Annotated in this window: 17 protein-coding genes; 14 read left to right on the plus strand and 3 right to left on the minus strand. The window is 67.9% G+C overall.

The genetic code is table 11. The annotated features are described in order from the left end of the window. Nucleotide 1: 1 nt before the first annotated feature. The 6 genes from ACTQ49_RS02880 to ACTQ49_RS02905 all read left to right on the plus strand — a co-directional run bounded on the left by ACTQ49_RS02880 (nt 2) and on the right by ACTQ49_RS02905 (nt 4,403). Nucleotides 2-448, plus strand: coding sequence for a transcriptional regulator GutM (locus tag ACTQ49_RS02880; RefSeq protein ID WP_441826342.1), 447 nt, complete (start codon nt 2-4; stop codon nt 446-448). Nucleotides 449-483: 35 nt separating this feature from the next. Continuing rightward, nucleotides 484-1,035, plus strand: a complete 552-nt coding sequence (srlA, locus tag ACTQ49_RS02885; protein WP_441826343.1) for a PTS glucitol/sorbitol transporter subunit IIC — start codon at nt 484-486, stop codon at nt 1,033-1,035. Continuing rightward, nucleotides 1,032-2,048 (plus strand): PTS glucitol/sorbitol transporter subunit IIB, encoded by a 1,017-nt coding sequence (gene srlE / locus ACTQ49_RS02890; RefSeq protein ID WP_441826344.1) that lies wholly within the window; start codon nt 1,032-1,034, stop codon nt 2,046-2,048. The genes srlA and srlE overlap by 4 nt, the downstream gene beginning before the upstream one ends. Before the next feature lie 57 nt (nt 2,049-2,105). Then, nucleotides 2,106-2,471 (plus strand): PTS glucitol/sorbitol transporter subunit IIA, encoded by a 366-nt coding sequence (locus tag ACTQ49_RS02895; protein ID WP_441826345.1) that lies wholly within the window; start codon nt 2,106-2,108, stop codon nt 2,469-2,471. Nucleotides 2,472-2,565: 94 nt separating this feature from the next. Further along, on the plus strand, nt 2,566-3,708 hold the full coding sequence (locus ACTQ49_RS02900) for an SDR family NAD(P)-dependent oxidoreductase (RefSeq protein ID WP_441826346.1): 1,143 nt from the start codon (nt 2,566-2,568) through the stop codon (nt 3,706-3,708). 23 nt (nt 3,709-3,731) lie between these two features. Then, on the plus strand, nt 3,732-4,403 hold the full coding sequence (locus ACTQ49_RS02905; RefSeq protein WP_441826347.1) for a transaldolase family protein: 672 nt from the start codon (nt 3,732-3,734) through the stop codon (nt 4,401-4,403). A gap of 10 nt (nt 4,404-4,413) precedes the next feature. Here the strand turns inward: ACTQ49_RS02905 and ACTQ49_RS02910 are convergent, their stop codons facing one another. Continuing rightward, a complete protein-coding gene (locus tag ACTQ49_RS02910) occupies nt 4,414-5,094 on the minus strand; it encodes an HAD family hydrolase (protein ID WP_441826348.1) in 681 nt (226 codons plus the stop codon). A gap of 54 nt (nt 5,095-5,148) precedes the next feature. On the opposite strand from ACTQ49_RS02910, the gene rarD reads away from it, so the two are divergent. The 3 genes from rarD to ACTQ49_RS02925 are packed head-to-tail and all read left to right on the plus strand — an operon-like array spanning nt 5,149 to nt 7,829. Continuing rightward, nucleotides 5,149-6,045 (plus strand): EamA family transporter RarD, encoded by an 897-nt coding sequence (gene rarD, locus ACTQ49_RS02915; RefSeq protein WP_441826349.1) that lies wholly within the window; start codon nt 5,149-5,151, stop codon nt 6,043-6,045. A gap of 37 nt (nt 6,046-6,082) precedes the next feature. After that, nucleotides 6,083-6,520, plus strand: a complete 438-nt coding sequence (locus ACTQ49_RS02920; RefSeq protein WP_441826350.1) for a MarR family winged helix-turn-helix transcriptional regulator — start codon at nt 6,083-6,085, stop codon at nt 6,518-6,520. Further along, the gene (locus ACTQ49_RS02925) at nt 6,513-7,829 is read left to right on the plus strand and encodes an MFS transporter (RefSeq protein WP_441826351.1); all 1,317 of its coding nucleotides are present in this window, start codon (nt 6,513-6,515) and stop codon (nt 7,827-7,829) included. Before ACTQ49_RS02920 ends, ACTQ49_RS02925 begins: the two co-directional genes overlap by 8 nt. Before the next feature lie 87 nt (nt 7,830-7,916). Here ACTQ49_RS02925 and ACTQ49_RS02930 read toward each other — a convergent pair whose 3' ends face one another. Both ACTQ49_RS02930 and ACTQ49_RS02935 read right to left on the minus strand, forming a co-directional pair. Next, nucleotides 7,917-8,762 (minus strand): endonuclease domain-containing protein, encoded by an 846-nt coding sequence (locus tag ACTQ49_RS02930; protein WP_441826352.1) that lies wholly within the window; start codon nt 8,760-8,762, stop codon nt 7,917-7,919. A gap of 187 nt (nt 8,763-8,949) precedes the next feature. Beyond that, nucleotides 8,950-9,807 (minus strand): pseudouridine synthase, encoded by an 858-nt coding sequence (locus tag ACTQ49_RS02935; RefSeq protein WP_441826504.1) that lies wholly within the window; start codon nt 9,805-9,807, stop codon nt 8,950-8,952. 137 nt (nt 9,808-9,944) lie between these two features. On the opposite strand from ACTQ49_RS02935, the gene sppA reads away from it, so the two are divergent. From sppA to ACTQ49_RS02960, 5 genes are all read left to right on the plus strand, one after another. Next, on the plus strand, nt 9,945-11,711 hold the full coding sequence (gene sppA, locus ACTQ49_RS02940) for a signal peptide peptidase SppA (RefSeq protein WP_441826353.1): 1,767 nt from the start codon (nt 9,945-9,947) through the stop codon (nt 11,709-11,711). Continuing rightward, on the plus strand, nt 11,711-12,856 hold the full coding sequence (locus tag ACTQ49_RS02945) for an aminotransferase class I/II-fold pyridoxal phosphate-dependent enzyme (protein ID WP_441826354.1): 1,146 nt from the start codon (nt 11,711-11,713) through the stop codon (nt 12,854-12,856). Before sppA ends, ACTQ49_RS02945 begins: the two co-directional genes overlap by 1 nt. Nucleotides 12,857-12,889: 33 nt before the next feature. Beyond that, nucleotides 12,890-14,434, plus strand: coding sequence for a Re/Si-specific NAD(P)(+) transhydrogenase subunit alpha (locus ACTQ49_RS02950; RefSeq protein WP_441826355.1), 1,545 nt, complete (start codon nt 12,890-12,892; stop codon nt 14,432-14,434). 1 nt (nt 14,435) lies between these two features. Then, entirely contained in the window at nt 14,436-15,848 is a 1,413-nt protein-coding gene (gene pntB, locus ACTQ49_RS02955; protein WP_441826356.1) for a Re/Si-specific NAD(P)(+) transhydrogenase subunit beta, read from the plus strand. 79 nt (nt 15,849-15,927) lie between these two features. Further along, nucleotides 15,928-18,153 carry a RecQ family ATP-dependent DNA helicase gene (locus ACTQ49_RS02960; RefSeq protein ID WP_441826357.1) on the plus strand — a complete coding sequence of 742 codons (2,226 nt, stop codon included), beginning with the start codon at nt 15,928-15,930 and terminating at the stop codon, nt 18,151-18,153. Nucleotides 18,154-18,186 lie beyond the last annotated feature (33 nt).

Raw genomic sequence — 18,186 nt, forward strand, 5'->3', positions numbered from 1 at the left:
CATGTTCTGGCCAGTCATCATCGGATTCGCCGTCTTCTACATCGTGCAGACGGTGCTGTCCATGCGTCAGACCAAGGACTACGCACGGCACTACGCGCGGATGCGCCGCCAGGGACGCGTCGCCCTGGGCAAGCAGAAGAACCTGGTGGCCAATGGCGCCATCGTGATGTTCCGCCTGGACGACGACGGCGTGGTGGTCGAGGGCAGGGTGCTCAGCGGCGTCACGGTCTTCTCGCGCTTTCGGGAATTCACCGCCTACAACGGGCGCCCGCTGGCCGGACTGGACGGCGAGGACTGCCGACAGCTGAACCGCAGCGTCCGAATCGCCGTCAACAATGCGCGCGACAACTACCTGCTCGCCTCTGAGGGCCTGGTGCCACTGGAGCCCCCGGGCCCGATCAGCAAGCTCCTGTCACGCAGGAGCCGCACCCAACAGGCATTCGCCTGACCCACCAATCCCACGTTCGAAGAAAGGAAACGATCATGGACTTCACCGTCCGTGCAGCCGAATGGTTCATTGGGCTGTTCCGCGCTGGAGGGGAGACCTTCATCAGCTGGATGACCGGCATCGTGCCGTTGGTCCTGATGCTCCTCATCGCCATGAACTCGCTGATCCAGCTGATCGGCGAGGACAAGATCAACAAGCTCGCCCGCCGCGCCTCCGGCAACCCGTTCAGCCGCTACCTGGTGCTGCCCTTCCTGGGCATGTTCATGCTGGCCAACCCGATGGGCTTCACCCTGGGACGTTTCCTGCCGGAGAAGTACAAGCCGAGCTACTACGCCAGCGCCGCCCAGTTCTGCCACACCTCGAGCGGTATCTTCCCGCACATCAATGCGGGTGAGCTGTTCATCTGGCTGGGCATCGCGGCCGGCATCGAGAAGCTGGGGCTCAACACCGCCGAGCTCGCCCTGCGCTACCTGGTGGTTGGCATGATCCTGAACTTCCTCGGTGGTTGGGTCACCGATTTCATCACCCCCTGGGTGGCCAAGCAGCAGGGTGTCACCCTCAGCGGTGAAGTGAAGGTGGCGGCATGAGCGAGCACAAGAGCGTCGTCGTCTCCAAGGGGCAGGGCGGCTACGGCGGTCCGCTGACCATCACCGTCACCCCGGAGCGCAACAAGATCGTCTACATCGTCGGTGGCGGGCAGAAGCCCGAGGTGGTCGACAAGCTGGTGGAGCTGACCGGGGGAGAGGCCGTCAACGGCTTCCAGACCTCCGTGCCGGACGACCAGATCGCGATGGCCGTGATCGACTGCGGTGGCACGCTGCGGTGCGGCATCTACCCCAAGAAGAACATCCCGACGATCAATGTCATGCCCACCGGCAAGACGGGTCCGCTGGCCCAGTTCATCCACGAGGGCATCTACGTCTCCGCGGTGGGGCCGGCCCAGGTCCGTCCCGCCGATGGTGCCGAGACCGAGGCCGCGGCCACCGCCGCGACCGGGGCGGCCGCGGGCCAGGAGAAGGCGAAGTTCACCGCAGACAAGAAGGTCTCCGAGACCCTGCGGGAGCAGAAGGACCAGACGCTGCTGATGAAGATCGGTCTGGGCGCCGGCAAGGTGGTGTCGGTCTTCTTCCAGGCCGGCCGCGATGCCATCCAGACCATGATCAACACGATCCTGCCCTTCATGGCCTTCATCTCGATGCTGATCGGCATCATCAACGCCTCGGGCTTCGGGAAGTGGTTCACCAGCTTCCTCACGCCGCTGGCCGGCTCCGGCTGGGGTCTGATGGTGCTGGGATTCATCTGCTCGATCCCCTTCCTGTCCCCGCTGCTCGGTCCGGGCGCCGTGATCGGGCAGATCATCGGCACACTGATCGGTGTGGAGATCGGCAAGGGCAATGTGGCGCCGCACCTGGCGCTGCCCGCACTGTTCGCGATCAACACGCAGAATGCCTGTGACTTCATCCCCGTTGGTCTCGGTCTGTCCGAGGCCGACCCGGAGACCGTGGAGGTCGGTGTTCCCGCCGTCCTGTACTCCCGCTTCCTCAACGGTGTTCCCCGCGTCGGCATTGCCTGGCTCGCGAGCATCGGACTCTATTCCTGACCCCCGCTATTCCTGATCCCCTGATCCTGACCGCACGCACCAGAACCTGGAGCTGACATGACCGAAATTTTCCGCACCACCGTTCGCGACGCCGGCAGCATGGCGTCCGCCTTCATCGCCGACGGCCTGTTCGTCACCTTCGGCGAGAGCGCCCCCGAAGCGCTGCGTGACTACTGCTTCATCATCGAGATGACCCAGACCAGCGCCGACCTGGCCGTGGGGCAGTCCTTCGGCGTCGACGGCAAGCTCTTCCCCATCACCGCGGTGGGGGAGGCCGCCCAGAAGAACCTGAACGGACTGGGGCACCTCACCGTGAACGTCGACGGCAGCAGCACCGCGAGCCTGGCCGGCGCGATCCACATCCTGTGTGAGGACGGTCAGCCGGAGGTCCAGGTTGGATCAGTGCTCACCATCGAGCAGTGATGACGGCATCAGTTGACGGACACGGCAGGGCATGACGGGCGCGGCCAGCTGGGAAGATCCCGGCGGGCCGCGTCCACCCATCTGGGAGGACACCATGGAATCCAGCGTTGATCCACACCGACAGGTCCAGATCGCCACGATCCGCGCCCTGCTGGCACGCGATGGCAGGCTGCCGGTCCTGCGGGCCGTCGCCGAGGAGGCTGCCGAGGAGGGCACCGCCGACTGGCAGCTGGGGCCGATCCACGGCGAGCCGCCCGTCGAGGCGTGGCGGGAACGGTTGCAGCAGGTTCGCTCGCAGCAGGGGGAACCCTGCAGCGTGGCGATCGACGGGGTGGGGCGCTACCGCATCGACTGGCCCGCCACATCGATTGATTCCACACAGGCCAATTCCACACAGGCCAATTCCATGGCAGGCCCGATGGCGGGCAAGGTCGCCCTGGTGACCGGCGCCGCCCAGGGCTTCGGCCTGGGCATCGCACAGGGGCTCGCCGCCCGTGGCGTCGTGGTTGCCCTGGCCGACCTCAACCACGATGGTGTGCTGGCCGCGGCCGAGCAGATCCGTGCCGAGCACGGTGAGTGGCAGGCGATCGGCCTCCGGATGGACGTCGCGGATCCCGAGTCCACCCGGGCTGGCGTGGCGGAGGTGGTGCAGGCCTTCGGCGGGCTGGACCTGTTCGTCGCCAATGCCGGCGTGGTGCGTGCCGGGGCGGTGACGGAACTGTCCGTCGACGACTTCGACCTGGTCACTCGCGTCAACTACCGCGGCTACTTCGTCGGGGTGCAGGCGGTGGTCCCGGTGATGGCGGCGCAACATCGTGCCGCGCCTGCCCACCGCTTCGACATCGTCGAGGTGAACTCGAAGTCGGGCCTGGCCGGCTCCAACCGCAATGCCCCCTATGCCGGCAGCAAGTTCGGCGGCATCGGGCTCACCCAGTCCTTCGCCCTGGAACTGGCGGGCCAAGGAATCAAGGTCAACGCGGTGTGCCCCGGGAACTACCTGGACGGCCCCCTGTGGTCCGATCCCGACGACGGACTGTTCGTCCAGTACCTGCGAGCAGGCAAGGTACCGGGTGCCACGACGGTCGAGGACGTGCGCAACTTCTACCAGGCCAAGGTGCCGCTCGGGCGCGGTTGCCGGCCAGACGACGTGGTCAAGGCGATCTGCTACGCCGTCGACCAGGACTACGAGACCGGTCAGGCCATCCCCGTGACCGGCGGCCAGACGATGCTGCACTGAGGTGCGGCCCCACAGGAGGAATGATGGGCAATCCGGTTCCGATCAGGATCTTCGTCGACAGTGCGGTGCGTGAGGAGACCGAACCCTGGCTGCGCACCGGGCTGGTGCACGGAGTGACCACCAATCCGACGCTGCTGCGACGGGCAGGGCTGGGGGTGGACGACCTTGCCGAGGTGGCCCGGTGGGCCAGCGGCGACGGTGAGCGCGAGGTCTGCTTCCAGTTGTGGGGGGACAGCGCGCAGGAGCAGTACGCCGCCGCCATGCAGATCCGCGAGCAGGCGCCCTCGGCCACGATCAAGATTCCCGTCACCCCCACGGGGGCGCAGGTGATCACCCGCCTCCACGAGCAGCAGGTACCGGTGCTGATGACGGCCGTCTATGCGGCCAAGCAGGTGGCGGTGGCCTCGGCGCTGGGCGTTCGCTACCTGGCCCCCTACTTCAACCGCATGCAGGTGGCGGGACGCGATGCCCTCTCCGAGATCCAGGCGATGACCCGGGCAGTGCCCCAGGACGGCACCGGGCCGCTGGTCATGGCCGCCTCGGTGAAGAGCGCCCAGCAGGTGATGGCGCTGGTCGGCGCGGGGGTGCGGGTGTTCACCCTTCCCCCGGCGGTCATCGCCGACCTCTTCGACGACGAACTGACCACCCGGGCCGTGGTCGACTTCGAGGCCGACATGCAGGCGGTCCTGGGCTGAGGCCCTGTCCTCAGCCTGCCAGCCCCCGGACGAGGTCGGCGGTCAGTTCCTCGAGGCTGTCGATGACGGTGCAGCGGGCCAGCAGCTCGTCGGAGGGCGGGTGGAAGTGGGGAGGCACCGCGATGGTGGTCATGCCCGCAGCCAGCGCGGAGCGGATCCCATTGCTCGAGTCCTCCACGGCCAGGCACCGCGCCGGGTCCGCGCCCAGCAGCTCCGCGCACCGCAGGTAACCGTCCGGGGCGGGCTTGCCGCGCGGCACCTGCTCGGTGGAGACGTACTGGCGCACCACGTCGCCGATGCCCAGCGCCTGGATTCCTGCCTCGATCAAGACCACCGGCGACGACGACGCGATGCCCACGGGCATCAACTCGGCCATCCGACGCACCGACTCGCTGGCATCGGGCAGCAGCCGCACCCCGGTGCGGTAGTGCTCCACCATGCCGTCGATGGTGCGTCGGGCCGCCTGCTCGGGAGAGCCCTTGATGCCGACCACCTCGGTCAGGTGGCGGCTCCACTCGGCGGTGGACATTCCCATCATGGCGGTGGTGGACTCCTCGGGCCACGCAAGGCCATCCTGTTCGGCCAGCCCGCGCCGGACCACGTCCCACACGTGCTCGGTGTCGGTCAGGGTGCCGTCCATGTCGAAGACGATTGCCTCGAAGGGGCCCGTTGGTGGATTCGTGGTGGACATGGTTGCCATTGTGTCTCGGCTTCGGGAGAGACTGTAGGCCGAGACAGGAGACAGATGACTGACCACGAACCCACCCACAGTCGGCAGGCACTGCTGGCCGGCATCGGCTGCTACCTGATCTGGGGCGGCTTCCCGCTGTTCTGGCCGCTGCTGAAGCCGGCCGGTGCCCTGGAGATCCTGGCCGGACGCATCGTGTTCAGCCTGGTCTTCGTCGCGGTGATGTTGCTGGTGCTGCGTCGCAGCTGGGGATGGGTGCGCACCGCGGCACGGCGAGACACCTGGCCGTGGCTGTTGGCGGCCTCGGTGCTGATCGGGCTCAACTGGCTCACCTACATCTGGGCGGTCAACTCGTCGCACGTGGTGGAGGCGTCGCTGGGCTACTTCATCAATCCGCTGGTGAGCATCGCGCTGGGGCTGTTGTTGTTCGGCGAGCGGATGTCGCGCTACGGGCAGATCGGCTGCGTGCTGGCGCTGGTGGGGGTGTGCATCATCGCGTGGGGCAATTGGCGCACCCTGTGGGTCTCGCTGGTGCTGGCCTTCAGCTTTGGCCTCTACGGCGCCATGAAGAAGCGCGCCCGGCTGGGGGCGCTCGAGGGCCTGACGGCCGAGACGCTTGCGTTGACCCCGCTGGCGCTGGGCTGGCTGGGGTGGTTGGCGATCCAGGGCACCGGGCAGATCGGCGTCAACTGGCGCGTCTCACTGCTGATGGTGGCCGCCGGTGTGCTGACCGCGGTGCCGCTGTGGCTGTTCGCCGTCGCCGCCCCCGGGATTCCCCTCGGAACGTTGGGAATCCTGCAGTATCTGGCTCCGACGATGCAGCTGCTGCTGGGGCTGTTCGTCTTCGGGCAGCAGGTCAGCGCCGGCTACTGGGCGGGCATGGTGCTGGTGTGGAGCGGCTGTCTGGTCTACCTGGCCGGAGCGATCGGCTCGATGAGGAGGGCCCGCAGCTGACTTGATTAGCCAAGCTAACGAGCTAGGCTAATTATTGATGTCAGAACAACTTCCTTCGTCCGAGCTGCCAGAACTGGCCAATGACCTCCGTCTTGCCTGCCAACGCATCGCCCGCCGAGTCCGCTTCGAGGGGACGGCGGCCGTCGCGCCCCACCAGTTCAGCGTGCTGGTGCGGGTTCGCCACGAGCCACGCACCCCCACCGAGCTGGCGGAGCTGGAACGCGTCAGCACCCCGTCGATGACCCGAACCGTCAGCGGTCTGGTCGACGCGGGCCTCGTCGAGCGCCAGCCCCACCACGAGGATCGCCGACAGGTGCTGGTGGGCATCACCGAGGCCGGCCGAGCCGTGGTGCAACAGACCTTCGTCGAGCGCGACAGCTGGATGATGCGGCACCTCGACGGCCTGGACGCCGAGCAGCTGCGCATCCTGCGGCAGGCCGCCGACATCCTGCTGGAGGTGGCCGCCGGTGAGTGAGGCCGTTGCCCGCCGCTCCGGCACCTTCGCCAGCTTCGGGGTTCCCAACTACCGGATCTTCTTCAGCGGGGCCACCGTCAGCAATGTGGGCACCTGGATGTACCGCGTGGCCCAGGACTGGCTGGTGCTGACCATCCTGACCGACCACTCGTCGTCGGCACTCGGCGTCGTCACGGGTCTGCAGTTCCTGCCGATTCCCTTCCTGGCTCCCTATGCCGGTTCGATCGCCGACCGATTCCCCAAGCGGAAGATCCTGCTCACCAGCCAGGCTGCGCTGGCCCTCAACGCCCTGGTGATGTTCCTGCTGGTGGTGACCGGCTGGGTGGAACTGTGGCACGTCTTCGTGCTCGCCTTCCTCACCGGTGTGGTGACCGCCTTCGACAACCCGACCCGCCAGGCCTTCGTCAGTGAGATGGTGCCACGCGAACTGGTCTCCAATGCGGTCGGGTTGAACTCCGCCTCCTTCAACAGCGCCCGGCTCCTGGGCCCGGGGCTGGCCGGCCTGATCATCGCCTGGTGGGGAGTGGCGCCCGCGATGTTCTTCAACGCGGTGAGCTTCGGCGCGGTGATCGCCTCCTTGTTGATGATGCGTCCCGAGCAGCTGTCACCGGCGCCGATGCGCAAGAACGGCAAGGGTGCGGTCCGGGAGGGGCTGCGCTATGTGGGCCGGCGCCCCGACATCATGGTCATCCTGCTGATGGTCTTCATGCTGGGCACCTTCGGGATGAACTTCCAGATCACCAATGCCCTGATGGCGACCAAGGTCTACGGCAAGGGGCCCGGGGAATACGGGCTCTTGGGCTCGATCATGGCGGTGGGCACCCTGGCCGCGGCCCTGATCGCCGCCCGACGAGAGCGGCCCCGGCTGCGCGTGCTGCTCTCGGCCCTGGGTGGTTTCGCGCTGTGCACGGCCCTGCTGGGAGCAGCACCCAACTACACCACCTTCGCCCTGCTGCTGGTGCCCACGGGTTTGTGTGCGCTGACGATGATGACCTGTGCCAATGCCTCGGTGCAGCTGGCCAGCGATCCCGAGGTCCGTGGACGGGTGATGGCCCTGTACATGGCGATCTTCATGGGCGGTACGCCGCTGGGAGCACCCCTGATTGGGTGGGTGGGAGACTTCTTCGGCCCGCGATGGACGATCTGGGCGGGAAGCCTGGCCTGTGGCCTCACTTTCCTGGGAGTCGCCGTCTGGTTCATGGTCCACCGTGGCGTCCGGGTCAGGTTGCGCGCCGGATGGCCTCCCCGGCTGCGGGTCTGGACCGTCGACGAGGTCCGCGCGGCCCACATCACGGTTGAAGGTGACTGAACCGCGTCAGAAGTTGGTCGTGTCCGGCGCACGACACGTTCCAATTTCCTTCGCGGTCCGTATCCAGCCAAGTTCTGACGTGGTCTGTCAGGCAGCCTCCACCCGTTGCCGATGCGCGCGCATCGCGATCAGGTGCAGCAGGTCGGGTTCAACCTCATCCCAACGGTGGACCACCTGGTGGTAGGAGAGACGGATCACGGTGTAGCCCAGCGCCCGTAGCCGCCGATCACGTTCCCGGTCCTTCTCGTAGGCGATCGCACTCGTGTGGTGCGCGAGGCTGTCCACCTCGATCACCAGCGAGCTGCCCACGAGCAGGTCGACCCGGCCGATGTCGCCGATCTGAACCTGGCTGCGCACCTTGATGCCGCGGGCCTCCAGGCGGGAGCGCACCATCGTCTCGGTTCCTGATTCGGAGGGCGCCATGCGCTGCAGGACGCGCTGGACCCGGCGCGGGGCGGTCACCAGCAGGCATTCCAGCTGCTCGTGGCTGCGCAGCTGCAGGTTCACCACCGATTCGAGCAGTACCAGGAGGTCTTCGGCAGGGCAGCAGCGCGCGGCGCACTGGATCGCCGTGTCCAGGTCACACACCGCCACGACGGGTGTCGAGCGCCGCTGTCCCGCGGGACACACCACGGCGTCGCACAGCGGCCGGAGCAAGCCGCGCCTGCCCGTGGCCACATGGAGCCTGCGGTCCAGAGTCCACACGCCATGGCGTCGCAGCACCGAGACGCAGGTGAGAGCCCCGCCGGCTGCCACCGCGCGCACCACGTCGGCGTCGGCCCCGGGTGTGGCGTACCAGCCGTGGCGCACCGGCTCCAGGCCACCCTTGGCCACCGCCGTGCGGATCTCATGTGCCGTATTGCCCCAGGCCTCGAGCCTGTGGCGCGGAAGGACTCCGCCCTGCTCACTGATCCAGTCGTCTCGAAGCCTCACAAGGCCGATGATCCGCCGGCGCCCGCTGCGGGACCAGCCAGATGGAACGGCCTGTGCATGGATCCTTGACGACCGAGATCTGTGGACAACCTGGAGGAAGGCGGATCGGCATCAGAACTTGGTCATATACGGCGCGCGACACGTTCAAATTTCCTCGGCTCGCAATATTCGACCAACTTCTGACGCGTCAGCGCTGATCCACGACCTCGTCCCAGACGCTCAGCGTGCGGTCGCTTCTGAAGACCCGTTCAGTGCCGTCCACCGGGTCGACGAAGCGCAGCTCCCGGGCCAACAACTGCAGCGGCAGGCTGAAGTCGTCCAGCGAACGATCCAGCACCTCGGGATAGAAGGGATCGTTGGCGATCGGAATCCCCGCCGACGACATGTGCAAGCGGATCTGGTGCGTCTTGCCGGTGGCCGGCAGCACTCGATAGCGGGCGATCGGGCCGTGGGCAGGATGCTCGGCGTGGTCCAGCAGCTCGATCCGGGTGTGCGCATTGGGCTCACGGCCGGGCAGTTCCTGGGCCTGCATCACGCCGCGCTCCTTCACCATGTGGCTGGAGCACTCCAGTGGGAAGGCCAAGTCGTCGCGGAAGCGACCAATCGCTTCGTAGGTCTTCTGCGGTACTCGTTTCTCGAACATGGTCTGGTAGGCGCGACGATGCTCGCGCTGGGTGGTGCACAACAGGATTCCCGCGGTGGCGCGATCCAGACGATGCGCGGGGGAGAGGTCGGGCAGGTCGAGCTCGCGGCGCGCCCGCACCACCGCGGAGTAGATGATGTGTTGTCCGCGGGGGATCGTCGAGGTGAAGTGCGGCTTGTCGAGCACGACGATCCGTTCGTCGCGGTGCAGCACTCGCAACTCTCCGGGCGGCTCGGTCTCGTCGGGCAGGTCGCGGTGGAAGAAGATGAACGAGTGGTGCCGGTAGGGCGCATCGATCGGGATCACCGTGCCGTCCTCGTCGACGAAGCGTTGCTCCGCGAACATCTCGTCGATGCGTTGCGGCGTCAGGCGCGGGATCTTCCACACCAGGAAGTCGCGCATCGTCGCCCAGTGGTGTTCGCGCGGGGTGCCCACCCATGCCGCATTGAGGCCATGGCGTACGGGCAGCGGGGAGCGAGGCATGTCGTCGAGGCTACTGGGTTGGCCTCGCAACCTTGTGCGGGCCGTAGATTGGGGACATGGATCTCTCGTCACCGCTGATCGATCGCATCATCTCCCGCACGCCGCTGAAGGGCCGTGCCCAGACCGGCCGGGTGGTGTTGGAGATCGACCTGGCCCGGGGGGTGCTGGTGGCCGCGCCGGACAATCCGTTGCAGGCGGTGAAGGCCATGAATGCCCCCACCATGAAGGTGCTTCGGGAGAACCTCCGCAAGGCCGCCAAGGACAAGGACGTCGTGGGGCTGGTGGTGCACTGTGGCACGGTTCCCCTGGCGCTCGCCCAGGCGCAGGAACTCGCACTGTCCGTGGAGGACTTCGCCCGGTACAAGCCGACGCTGGCCTTCGCACACGGCTTCGGTGAGCTGGCCAGCGATCTGCCCGGCTACACGCTGGCGACGGCCTGCAAGGAGATCTGGATCCAGCCGTCGGGGCAGGTCGGCATCGGCGGCGTGCACCTGGGCATCACGCTGGCCAAGGGCCTGCTGGCCAAACTGGGCATCGAGCCGCAGATGGCGAAGCGTCACGAGTACAAGTCTGCGGCAGATCGGATCGCCGCCGACGAGGTGACCGAGGCGAACCGGGAGATGACCCAGGCGATTGCCAACTCGTTGGCCCATGACTTCGTCGAGACGGTGGCCCGTCGGCGGGGGATTGGGGCAGAGCAGGTCTGGGAGGCGGTCAGCCAGTCGCCGGTGACGCCGGAGCGTGCCCTGGATCTGCGCCTCGTGGACCACATCGGCTACCGCGACGAGGCCTTGGCGCACGCCTTCGAGCAGTGGGCACCCAAGGACACCGAGTTGGGCGCCGATCAGCTGCGTTTCGTGCACCGCTGGCATCCGGGTGGTGCCGTGGGCGGGGTTGCGAGCAGCGCCGTGAAGGACCTGGTGGAGCGTCGCCAGCCGGTGGTGGCGGTCGTGGGTCTGCGTGGTGCGATCGTCACGGGCCGTGGTCGCTCGGGTGGCATGGGGGAGCCGCAGGTGGGTGCCGACGTCGTGTGCGAGCACCTGCGGGCGGCCCAGCGCGACGAGAAGGTCAAGGCCGTCGTGCTGCGCATCGACTCCCCGGGCGGTTCGGCGGTGGCCTCGGACACCATCTGGCGCGCGGTTCACCAACTGCGCGAGTCGGGCCGGCCAGTGGTGGCGCAGATGGGTGCGTTGGCGGCGTCGGGCGGCTACTACTCCGCGATGGGCGCCGACGAGATCGTCGCGCTGCCGGCCACCCTCACCGGGTCGATCGGTGTGCTGGCGGGCAAGATGGTCACCACCGGTCTGTACCAGAAGCTTGGCCTGGTGCACGAGAGTGTGGACAGCGGGGAGAATGCGGCTTTCCTGGCCGACGACCAGCACTTCACCGACGAGCAGTGGGCCCGCCTGAATGCCTGGCTGGACCGGATCTACGACGAGTTCACCCACAAGGCCGCGGCGGATCGTGGCATGGATCACGCGCAGCTCGAAGCGCTGGCCCGGGGGCGGGTCTGGACGGGCCGCGACGCGCAGGACCGGGGCCTGGTGGACCATCTGGGAGGCATGGATCTGGCCGTCGAGCGGGCCTGCCAGTTGGCCGGCCTGAAGCGTGACCGGATCCATCTGCGCAGTCAGCCGGTGCTGGGCATGCTGGAGCGGATCCGTCCGGCGGACTCCACCGAACAGCCCACGGCGGCTTCGGTGGACATGGCGTCGGTGACGGCATCCTGGACGCCGGAGGCGATGCTGCAGCAGCTGGCCAGTCGTGCCGGTCTGGGGCTGCAGGCGGGTGCCCTGGAGATCCCGCGTCTCGTGGTCCGCTGATGGCGGGCGACGTCACGATCTTTGCCCAGATGAGTGCGCTGGCGGTGCAGACCGGAGCGCTCAACCTGGGGCAGGGTTTTCCTGACGACGACGGCCCCGCCGAGGTGCTCGAGGCTGCCCAGCGGGCCATCCGCGAGGGTGTGAACCAGTATCCGCCGGGACGGGGGATGCCGGTGCTGCGGGCGGCGATCGCGGAGCATCGGCAGCGTTTCTGGGGCGAGCGGCTGGATCCGGAGACCCAGGTGCTGGTGACCGCCGGCGCCACCGAGGCGATCGCGGCGAGTCTGCTGGCCCTGGTGGGGCCGGGCGACGAGGTGCTCACCGTCGAACCCTTCTACGACGCCTATGCCGCGGTCACGCGGCTGGCCGGGGCCACCCACACCACCGTGCCGCTGCGGCTGGTGGACGGACGCTTCGTGCTGGACCACGACGAGCTGCGTGCCGCGGTGACCGGCCGCACCCGGGTGGTGCTGGTCAACAACCCGAACAATCCGACGGGTTTCCAGTGGACCCGCGAGGATCTGGCCGTGCTGGTGGAGGCCACCGAACGGGTGGGCGCCACCATCGTCAGCGACGAGGTCTATGAGCACCTGTGTTTCGATGCGGAGCATGTGCCGGTGGCCAGTCTGCCGGGTGCCTTCGAGCGGACCATCGCGATCGGTTCGGCCGGCAAGACGTTCAGCGTCACGGGGTGGAAGATCGGTTGGCTCACGGCCCCCGCAGACCTGGTAAACCGGGTGCTCGCGGTGAAGCAGTGGCTCACTTATGTGAACGGTGCTCCCTTCCAGCCGGCCGTCGCGGTGGGGCTGGGTCTGGGCGACGACTTCTTCACCGGTGCCCGGGACAGCCTGCGGGGGAGGCGGGACCTGTTGATGGCCGCCCTGACCGACGGTGGCTTCGACGTGATCCGTCCCAGCGCCGGATACTTCACCGTCGCGGATGCGGCGCCGCTGGGCATCACCGACGCGAACCGGGCCTGCCGGGAGCTGGCGCACCAGGTGGGCGTGGTCGGCATTCCCTTCCCGGCCTTCTGCCACCCCGACTCGTCGATGGGGCGCAGCTGGATCCGATTTGCCCACTGCAAGGACGAACGCACCCTGACCGAGGCGGCTGGACGGCTGGCCGCAATGCCACACCCCGCCTGAACCGCCCGTGACGAGGCTCGTTAGATTCGGGTCATGCGAATTGGAGTTCCACGAGAATCCAAGCCCGGGGAGAACCGGGCCGCGGCAACCCCGAGGACAGTCCAGGACCTGATCAAGCTCGGCTACGACGTCGTCGTCGAGCACGGTGCGGGCGAACGTTCCAGCGCCACTGATGCCGCCTTCGAGGCGGCGGGTGCGCAGGCAGTCGACGCCCAGACGGTCTGGACCAGTGACCTCGTGCTGGCCGTGAACGAGCCCGACGAGTCCCAACTCTCGATGATGCGGCCGGGCGCCACCCTGGTCACCTTCCTCTTCCCGCGCCAGAATCCCCAGCTGGTGGAACGACTGGCCCAGCAGGGCATCACGGCGATGAGCATGGACATGGTGCCGCGCACCAGCCGGGCGCAGGCGCTGGATGCGCTCAGCTCGATGGCGAACATCTCCGGCTATCGCGCCGTGGTGGAGGCCTCGCACAGTTTCGGCCGCTTCTTCACCGGTCAGGTGACGGCGGCGGGCAAGGTGCCACCGGCCAAGGTCCTGGTGGCCGGCACGGGCGTCGCGGGTCTGGCGGCGATCGGTGCGGCGAATGCGATGGGTGCGATCGTCCGCGCCACCGACGTGCGTCCCGAGACGGCCGAGCAGGTGGAGAGCATGGGAGCGACCTTCCTGCACGTGAAGGGTGCCTCGCAGGAGGTCAGCACCGATGGCTACGCCAAGGAGGTGGGCGACGACTTCGCCGCCCGCGCCGCGGAGCTGTATGCGGAGCAGGCCAAGGACTGCGACATCATCATCACGACGGCCGCGATCCCGGGCCGCCCCTCCCCGAGGCTGATCACCGCCGAGATGGTCTCGACGATGAAGGATGGTTCGGTCATCGTGGACCTGGCCGCTCAGGGCGGTGGCAACTGCGAACTGACCCGGCCCGGCGAGAAGTACGTCACGGACAATGGCGTCACGATCATCGGCTACACGGATCTGGCGAGCCGACTGCCCGGCCAGAGCTCGCAGCTCTACGGCACCAATCTGGTGAACGCGTTGAAGCTGATGACGCCGGAGAAGGACGGCCAGCTGGTGGTCGACTTCGACGACGAGGTGGTGCGCACCATGACGGTGGTGCGCAATGGCGAGGTGACCTTCCCGCCGCCCCCCATCCAGGTCTCGGCCGCCCCGGCAGCCGCACCGGCGGCCGCGCCGGCGCCGGCCGTGCCCGATCCGGTGAAGGCCCCCAAGCCGTGGTGGCGTCCGGTGCTCGACGTTGGCCTCTGGTCCGTGCTGCTGATCGCTTTGCTGACGGTGGCACCGACGCACTTCGTGGAGCTCTTCGGCATCTTCGCGCTGGCCGTGGTGGTGGGCTACTACGTGGTCTGGAATGTCACCCATGCCTTGCACACCCCGCTGATGAGCGTCACGAATGCGGTCAGCGGCATCATCATCGTCGGAGCCATCACCCAGCTGGGCAGTGACAACTGGGCGGTCAAGATCATGAGCTTCATCGCCGTGCTGATCGCCAGCATCAACATCTTCGGCGGTTTCACCGTCACCCATCGCATGCTCCAGATGTTCCGGAAGGAGGCCTGACATGCTGCAGAACTTCGTCACGGCGACCTATATCGTCTCCGGCCTGCTGTTCATCCTCGCCCTGCAGGGACTCAGCAAGCACGAGACGGCCAGGCGCGGCAATGCCTTCGGCGTGCTGGGCATGATCCTGGCCCTGGTGGCCACCAATTTCTCCATGGGCTGGACGGACCTGAAGGGCGACGGGGCAGACCTGGCGGCCGTCGGGTTGCTGCTGCTGGCCGTCGTGATCGGCGGTGCCATCGGTGTGCAGCGCGCGCTCAAGGTGGAGATGACCGGCATGCCGGAGCTGATCGCCCTGCTGCACTCCTTCGTGGGTGCCGCCGCGGTGCTGGTGGGTTTCAACTCCTATCTGGATGCGCCGCACTCCAATGCCTTCCACCTCACCGAGGTGGCGCTGGGCATCTTCATCGGCGCGGTCACCCTCACCGGCTCGGTCGTCGCGTGGGGCAAGCTGAACGGCAAGATCGCCTCCAAGCCGTTGGCCCTGCCCGGCCGCAACTGGCTCAACCTGGCGGCGCTGGTGGCCATCATCGTGATGACGGTGTGGTTCGTGCAGGCACCGGCATTGTTGCCCCTGCTGCTCATCACCGTCGTCTCGCTGCTGCTCGGCATCCATCTGGTGGCCTCGATCGGCGGCGCGGACATGCCCGTGGTGATCTCCATGCTGAACTCCTACTCCGGCTGGGCGGCGGCCTTCAGCGGCTTCATGCTGGGCATGACCGTGCTCATCATCACCGGTGCGCTGGTGGGGGCCTCGGGCGCGATCCTGAGCTACATCATGTGCAAGGCGATGAATCGTTCCTTCATCTCCGTGATCCTGGGCGGCTTCGGTGACTCCGTGGCGGCCGGCCCGGCGGTGGAGGGCGAGCACACCGAGTGGAGCGTCGCCGAGGTGGCGCAGGCCCTGTCCGAGGCCAGGAGCGTCATCATCGCGCCCGGCTACGGCATGGCCGTCGCGCAGGCGCAGTACCCGGTGGCGGAGCTCACCAAGGCCTTGGAGGCCAATGGTGCCCAGGTCCGCTTCGCGATCCATCCCGTCGCGGGCCGTCTGCCGGGGCACATGAACGTGCTGCTGGCCGAGGCGCACGTCCCCTACGACATCGTGCTGGAGATGGACGAGATCAACGATGACTTCCCTGACACCGACGTGGTGCTGGTGATCGGGGCCAATGACACGGTCAACCCCGCGGCGATGGAGCCGGGTCTGCCGATCAGCGGCATGCCGGTGCTGCACGTATGGGATGCCCGACGGGTGGTGGTCTTCAAGCGTTCCATGAGCGCGGGCTACGCCGGCGTGCAGAATCCGCTCTTCTTCCGGGAGAACACGTCGATGTGCTTCGGCGACGCGAAGGCGAGTGTGCAGGCGATCCTGGCGGCGCTGCCCTCGGGGGAGCGCGCAGCGATCGGCAGTTGATCCAGGTTCGTACTCTCCGGCCCTCGCTCCCTGCGGAGCGAGGGCCGGTTCTGTCGGTGGCGGCTCCTAGGGTGGAGCCATGACCCAGGACCTGCCCCCGCTGCCCGACGAGCCGCCGGTTGACCCGTGGGACGTGCCACCCGACGACGAGTGGTTGCCCCCGCACGCCGAGCCTGTTGAGGCATCGCCCCTGCTGGCCGAGCTCGCCGAGGCCCCCGTGGCCGATCAGGCTCTCACGGTGCTGAGGAGGCTGGTTGGGCGGGATGACGTCTCCTTCCATCCGGGGCAGCTGGAGGCGGTGCTGGCCCTGGTGGAGCAGCGCCAGCGCGCACTCGTGGTGCAGCGCACGGGGTGGGGAAAGTCGGCGGTCTACTTCGTCGCGACGGCCTTGCGGCGGGGGCAGGGAGCTGGCCCCACCGTGATCGTCTCGCCCCTGCTCGCCCTGATGCGGGACCAGATCGGGGCCGCCGAGCGGGCCGGTGTGCGTGCAGTCACCATGAACTCGGCCAATGCCACGGACTGGCGGGAGGTCTCGGGGGCGTTGGCGCGTGACGAGGTGGACGTGCTGCTGATCAGTCCGGAGCGGCTGAACAACCCGTCCTTCCGCGCGGAGCAGCTGCCTGACCTGGCCGCCCGCTGCGGTCTGTTGGTGGTGGACGAGGCGCACTGCATCTCTGACTGGGGTCACGACTTCCGTCCCGACTACCGGCGCATCAAGGACCTTCTGCTGGAGTTGCCGCAGGGCACCCCGGTGCTGGCGACGACGGCGACGGCCAATGAGCGGGTGGTGGCGGACGTGGCCGAGCAGTTGGGCGCCGGTGGGCACCAGGTGCTCACCATTCGAGGCCCGCTGTCGCGGGAGTCGCTGCGGCTCGGCGTGCTGCAGCTGCCCCATGCCGAGGCGCAGCTCGCCTGGTTGTCGGCCCATCTGGACGACTTCACGGGCTCGGGCATCATCTACACGCTGACCATTTCCGCAGCCGAGGACGTGGCCCGTGCCCTGCAGGAGGCGGGCTTCGCGGTGAAGGCCTACACGGGCCGTACGGACACGGCTGAGCGTGAACAGCTGGAGAACCAGTTGCGCGCCAATGAGCTGAAGGCACTGGTGGCCACGTCGGCGCTCGGCATGGGCTTCGACAAGCCCGATCTGGGATTCGTCATCCATCTGGGGGCACCGAGCTCTCCGGTGGCCTACTACCAGCATGTGGGTCGGGCCGGTCGTGGCGCCGTCAACGCCGATGTGCTGCTCCTGCCCACCGCGGCGGACAAGGACATCTGGCACTACTTCGCCACCGCGTCGATGCCCGACGAGCAGAAGGCACAGGCAGTCATCGAGGTCCTGCAGGGCGCCGGCAAGCCGCTCTCGACGGCGGCCCTGGAGACCCTGGTGGACCTGCGTCGCACCCGGATGGAACTGCTGCTGAAGGTGCTCGACGTCGACGGTGCCGTCCAGCGGGTGAAGGGTGGTTGGACGGCGACGGGGCGGCCCTGGGTCTACGACGCCGAACGCTATTCCCGGGTGGCCCAGGCGCGGGAGCGTGAGCAGCAGATGATGCTGGACTATCAGAAGGGGGAGCGCTGCAGGATGGCCTTCCTCACGTCGGCACTGGACGATCCGGAGGCGCGCGACTGTGGCCGGTGTGATGTCTGCGCGGGGCCCTGGTATGACGCTTCGCTCCCGGACGGGGCAGTCCAGGCGGCTCGGTCCGTGCTGGACCGGCCCGGAGTCCTGGTGGAACCGCGTGGCATGTGGCCCACCGGCATGGACCGGCTCGGTGTGCCGCTGAAGGGCAAGATCAAGAACGGGCCGGACATGGGGCGGGCGCTGGCTCGCCTGACTGATCTGGGGATGGGACAGAGGTTGCGTGCGCTGCTGGCCCAACCGGATGCGCCGGTGCCCGATGACGTCCTGAAGGCCTGCATCCCGGTGCTGCGGGAGTGGGACTGGGCGGCGCGTCCGGTTGCGGTGGCGCATGTGCCGTCGCGGACCAGGCCCGAACTGGTCTCGTCGCTGGCCACCGGTCTGGCCCGTCTGGGCCGGATGACTGATCTTGGTGCGCTGGCCCTGGCTGATGGTGGCCCGACGGGGGAGCCCGGCGGCAATTCGGCCTTCCGCCTGGCCGGTGTGTACGGCCGGATCGTCGTCGACGAGTACCTCACCCGGCAGCTCGCCCAGGTGCAGGGTCCGGTCTTGCTGGTGGACGATCTGGTGGACTCCCGCTGGACCATGACGGTGGCCGCGGCAGCCCTGCGTGATGCGGGCGCACCCGCGGTGCTGCCGTTCGCATTGGCCCTGCAGGGGTGAATCGCTGCGAGATTCTGGATTCTGCCGCTTGTC

Source organism: Luteococcus sp. Sow4_B9, from assembly GCF_052116585.1.
In the GTDB taxonomy this organism is placed as follows: Bacteria; Actinomycetota; Actinomycetes; order Propionibacteriales; family Propionibacteriaceae; genus Luteococcus.

Excerpts from the sequence above, each read along its gene's own strand:
- ACTQ49_RS02880 (WP_441826342.1), top strand. The coding sequence starts at position 2 with ATGTTCTGGCCAGTCATCATCGGATTCGCCGTCTTCTACATCGTGCAG.
- srlA (WP_441826343.1), top strand. The coding sequence starts at position 484 with ATGGACTTCACCGTCCGTGCAGCCGAATGGTTCATTGGGCTGTTCCGC.
- srlE (WP_441826344.1), top strand. The coding sequence starts at position 1,032 with ATGAGCGAGCACAAGAGCGTCGTCGTCTCCAAGGGGCAGGGCGGCTAC.
- ACTQ49_RS02895 (WP_441826345.1), top strand. The coding sequence starts at position 2,106 with ATGACCGAAATTTTCCGCACCACCGTTCGCGACGCCGGCAGCATGGCG.
- ACTQ49_RS02900 (WP_441826346.1), top strand. The coding sequence starts at position 2,566 with ATGGAATCCAGCGTTGATCCACACCGACAGGTCCAGATCGCCACGATC.
- ACTQ49_RS02905 (WP_441826347.1), top strand. The coding sequence starts at position 3,732 with ATGGGCAATCCGGTTCCGATCAGGATCTTCGTCGACAGTGCGGTGCGT.
- ACTQ49_RS02910 (WP_441826348.1), bottom strand. The coding sequence starts at position 5,094 with ATGTCCACCACGAATCCACCAACGGGCCCCTTCGAGGCAATCGTCTTC.
- rarD (WP_441826349.1), top strand. The coding sequence starts at position 5,149 with ATGACTGACCACGAACCCACCCACAGTCGGCAGGCACTGCTGGCCGGC.
- ACTQ49_RS02920 (WP_441826350.1), top strand. The coding sequence starts at position 6,083 with ATGTCAGAACAACTTCCTTCGTCCGAGCTGCCAGAACTGGCCAATGAC.
- ACTQ49_RS02935 (WP_441826504.1), bottom strand. The coding sequence starts at position 9,807 with ATGCGCGACTTCCTGGTGTGGAAGATCCCGCGCCTGACGCCGCAACGC.
- sppA (WP_441826353.1), top strand. The coding sequence starts at position 9,945 with ATGGATCTCTCGTCACCGCTGATCGATCGCATCATCTCCCGCACGCCG.
- ACTQ49_RS02945 (WP_441826354.1), top strand. The coding sequence starts at position 11,711 with ATGGCGGGCGACGTCACGATCTTTGCCCAGATGAGTGCGCTGGCGGTG.
- ACTQ49_RS02950 (WP_441826355.1), top strand. The coding sequence starts at position 12,890 with ATGCGAATTGGAGTTCCACGAGAATCCAAGCCCGGGGAGAACCGGGCC.
- pntB (WP_441826356.1), top strand. The coding sequence starts at position 14,436 with ATGCTGCAGAACTTCGTCACGGCGACCTATATCGTCTCCGGCCTGCTG.
- ACTQ49_RS02960 (WP_441826357.1), top strand. The coding sequence starts at position 15,928 with ATGACCCAGGACCTGCCCCCGCTGCCCGACGAGCCGCCGGTTGACCCG.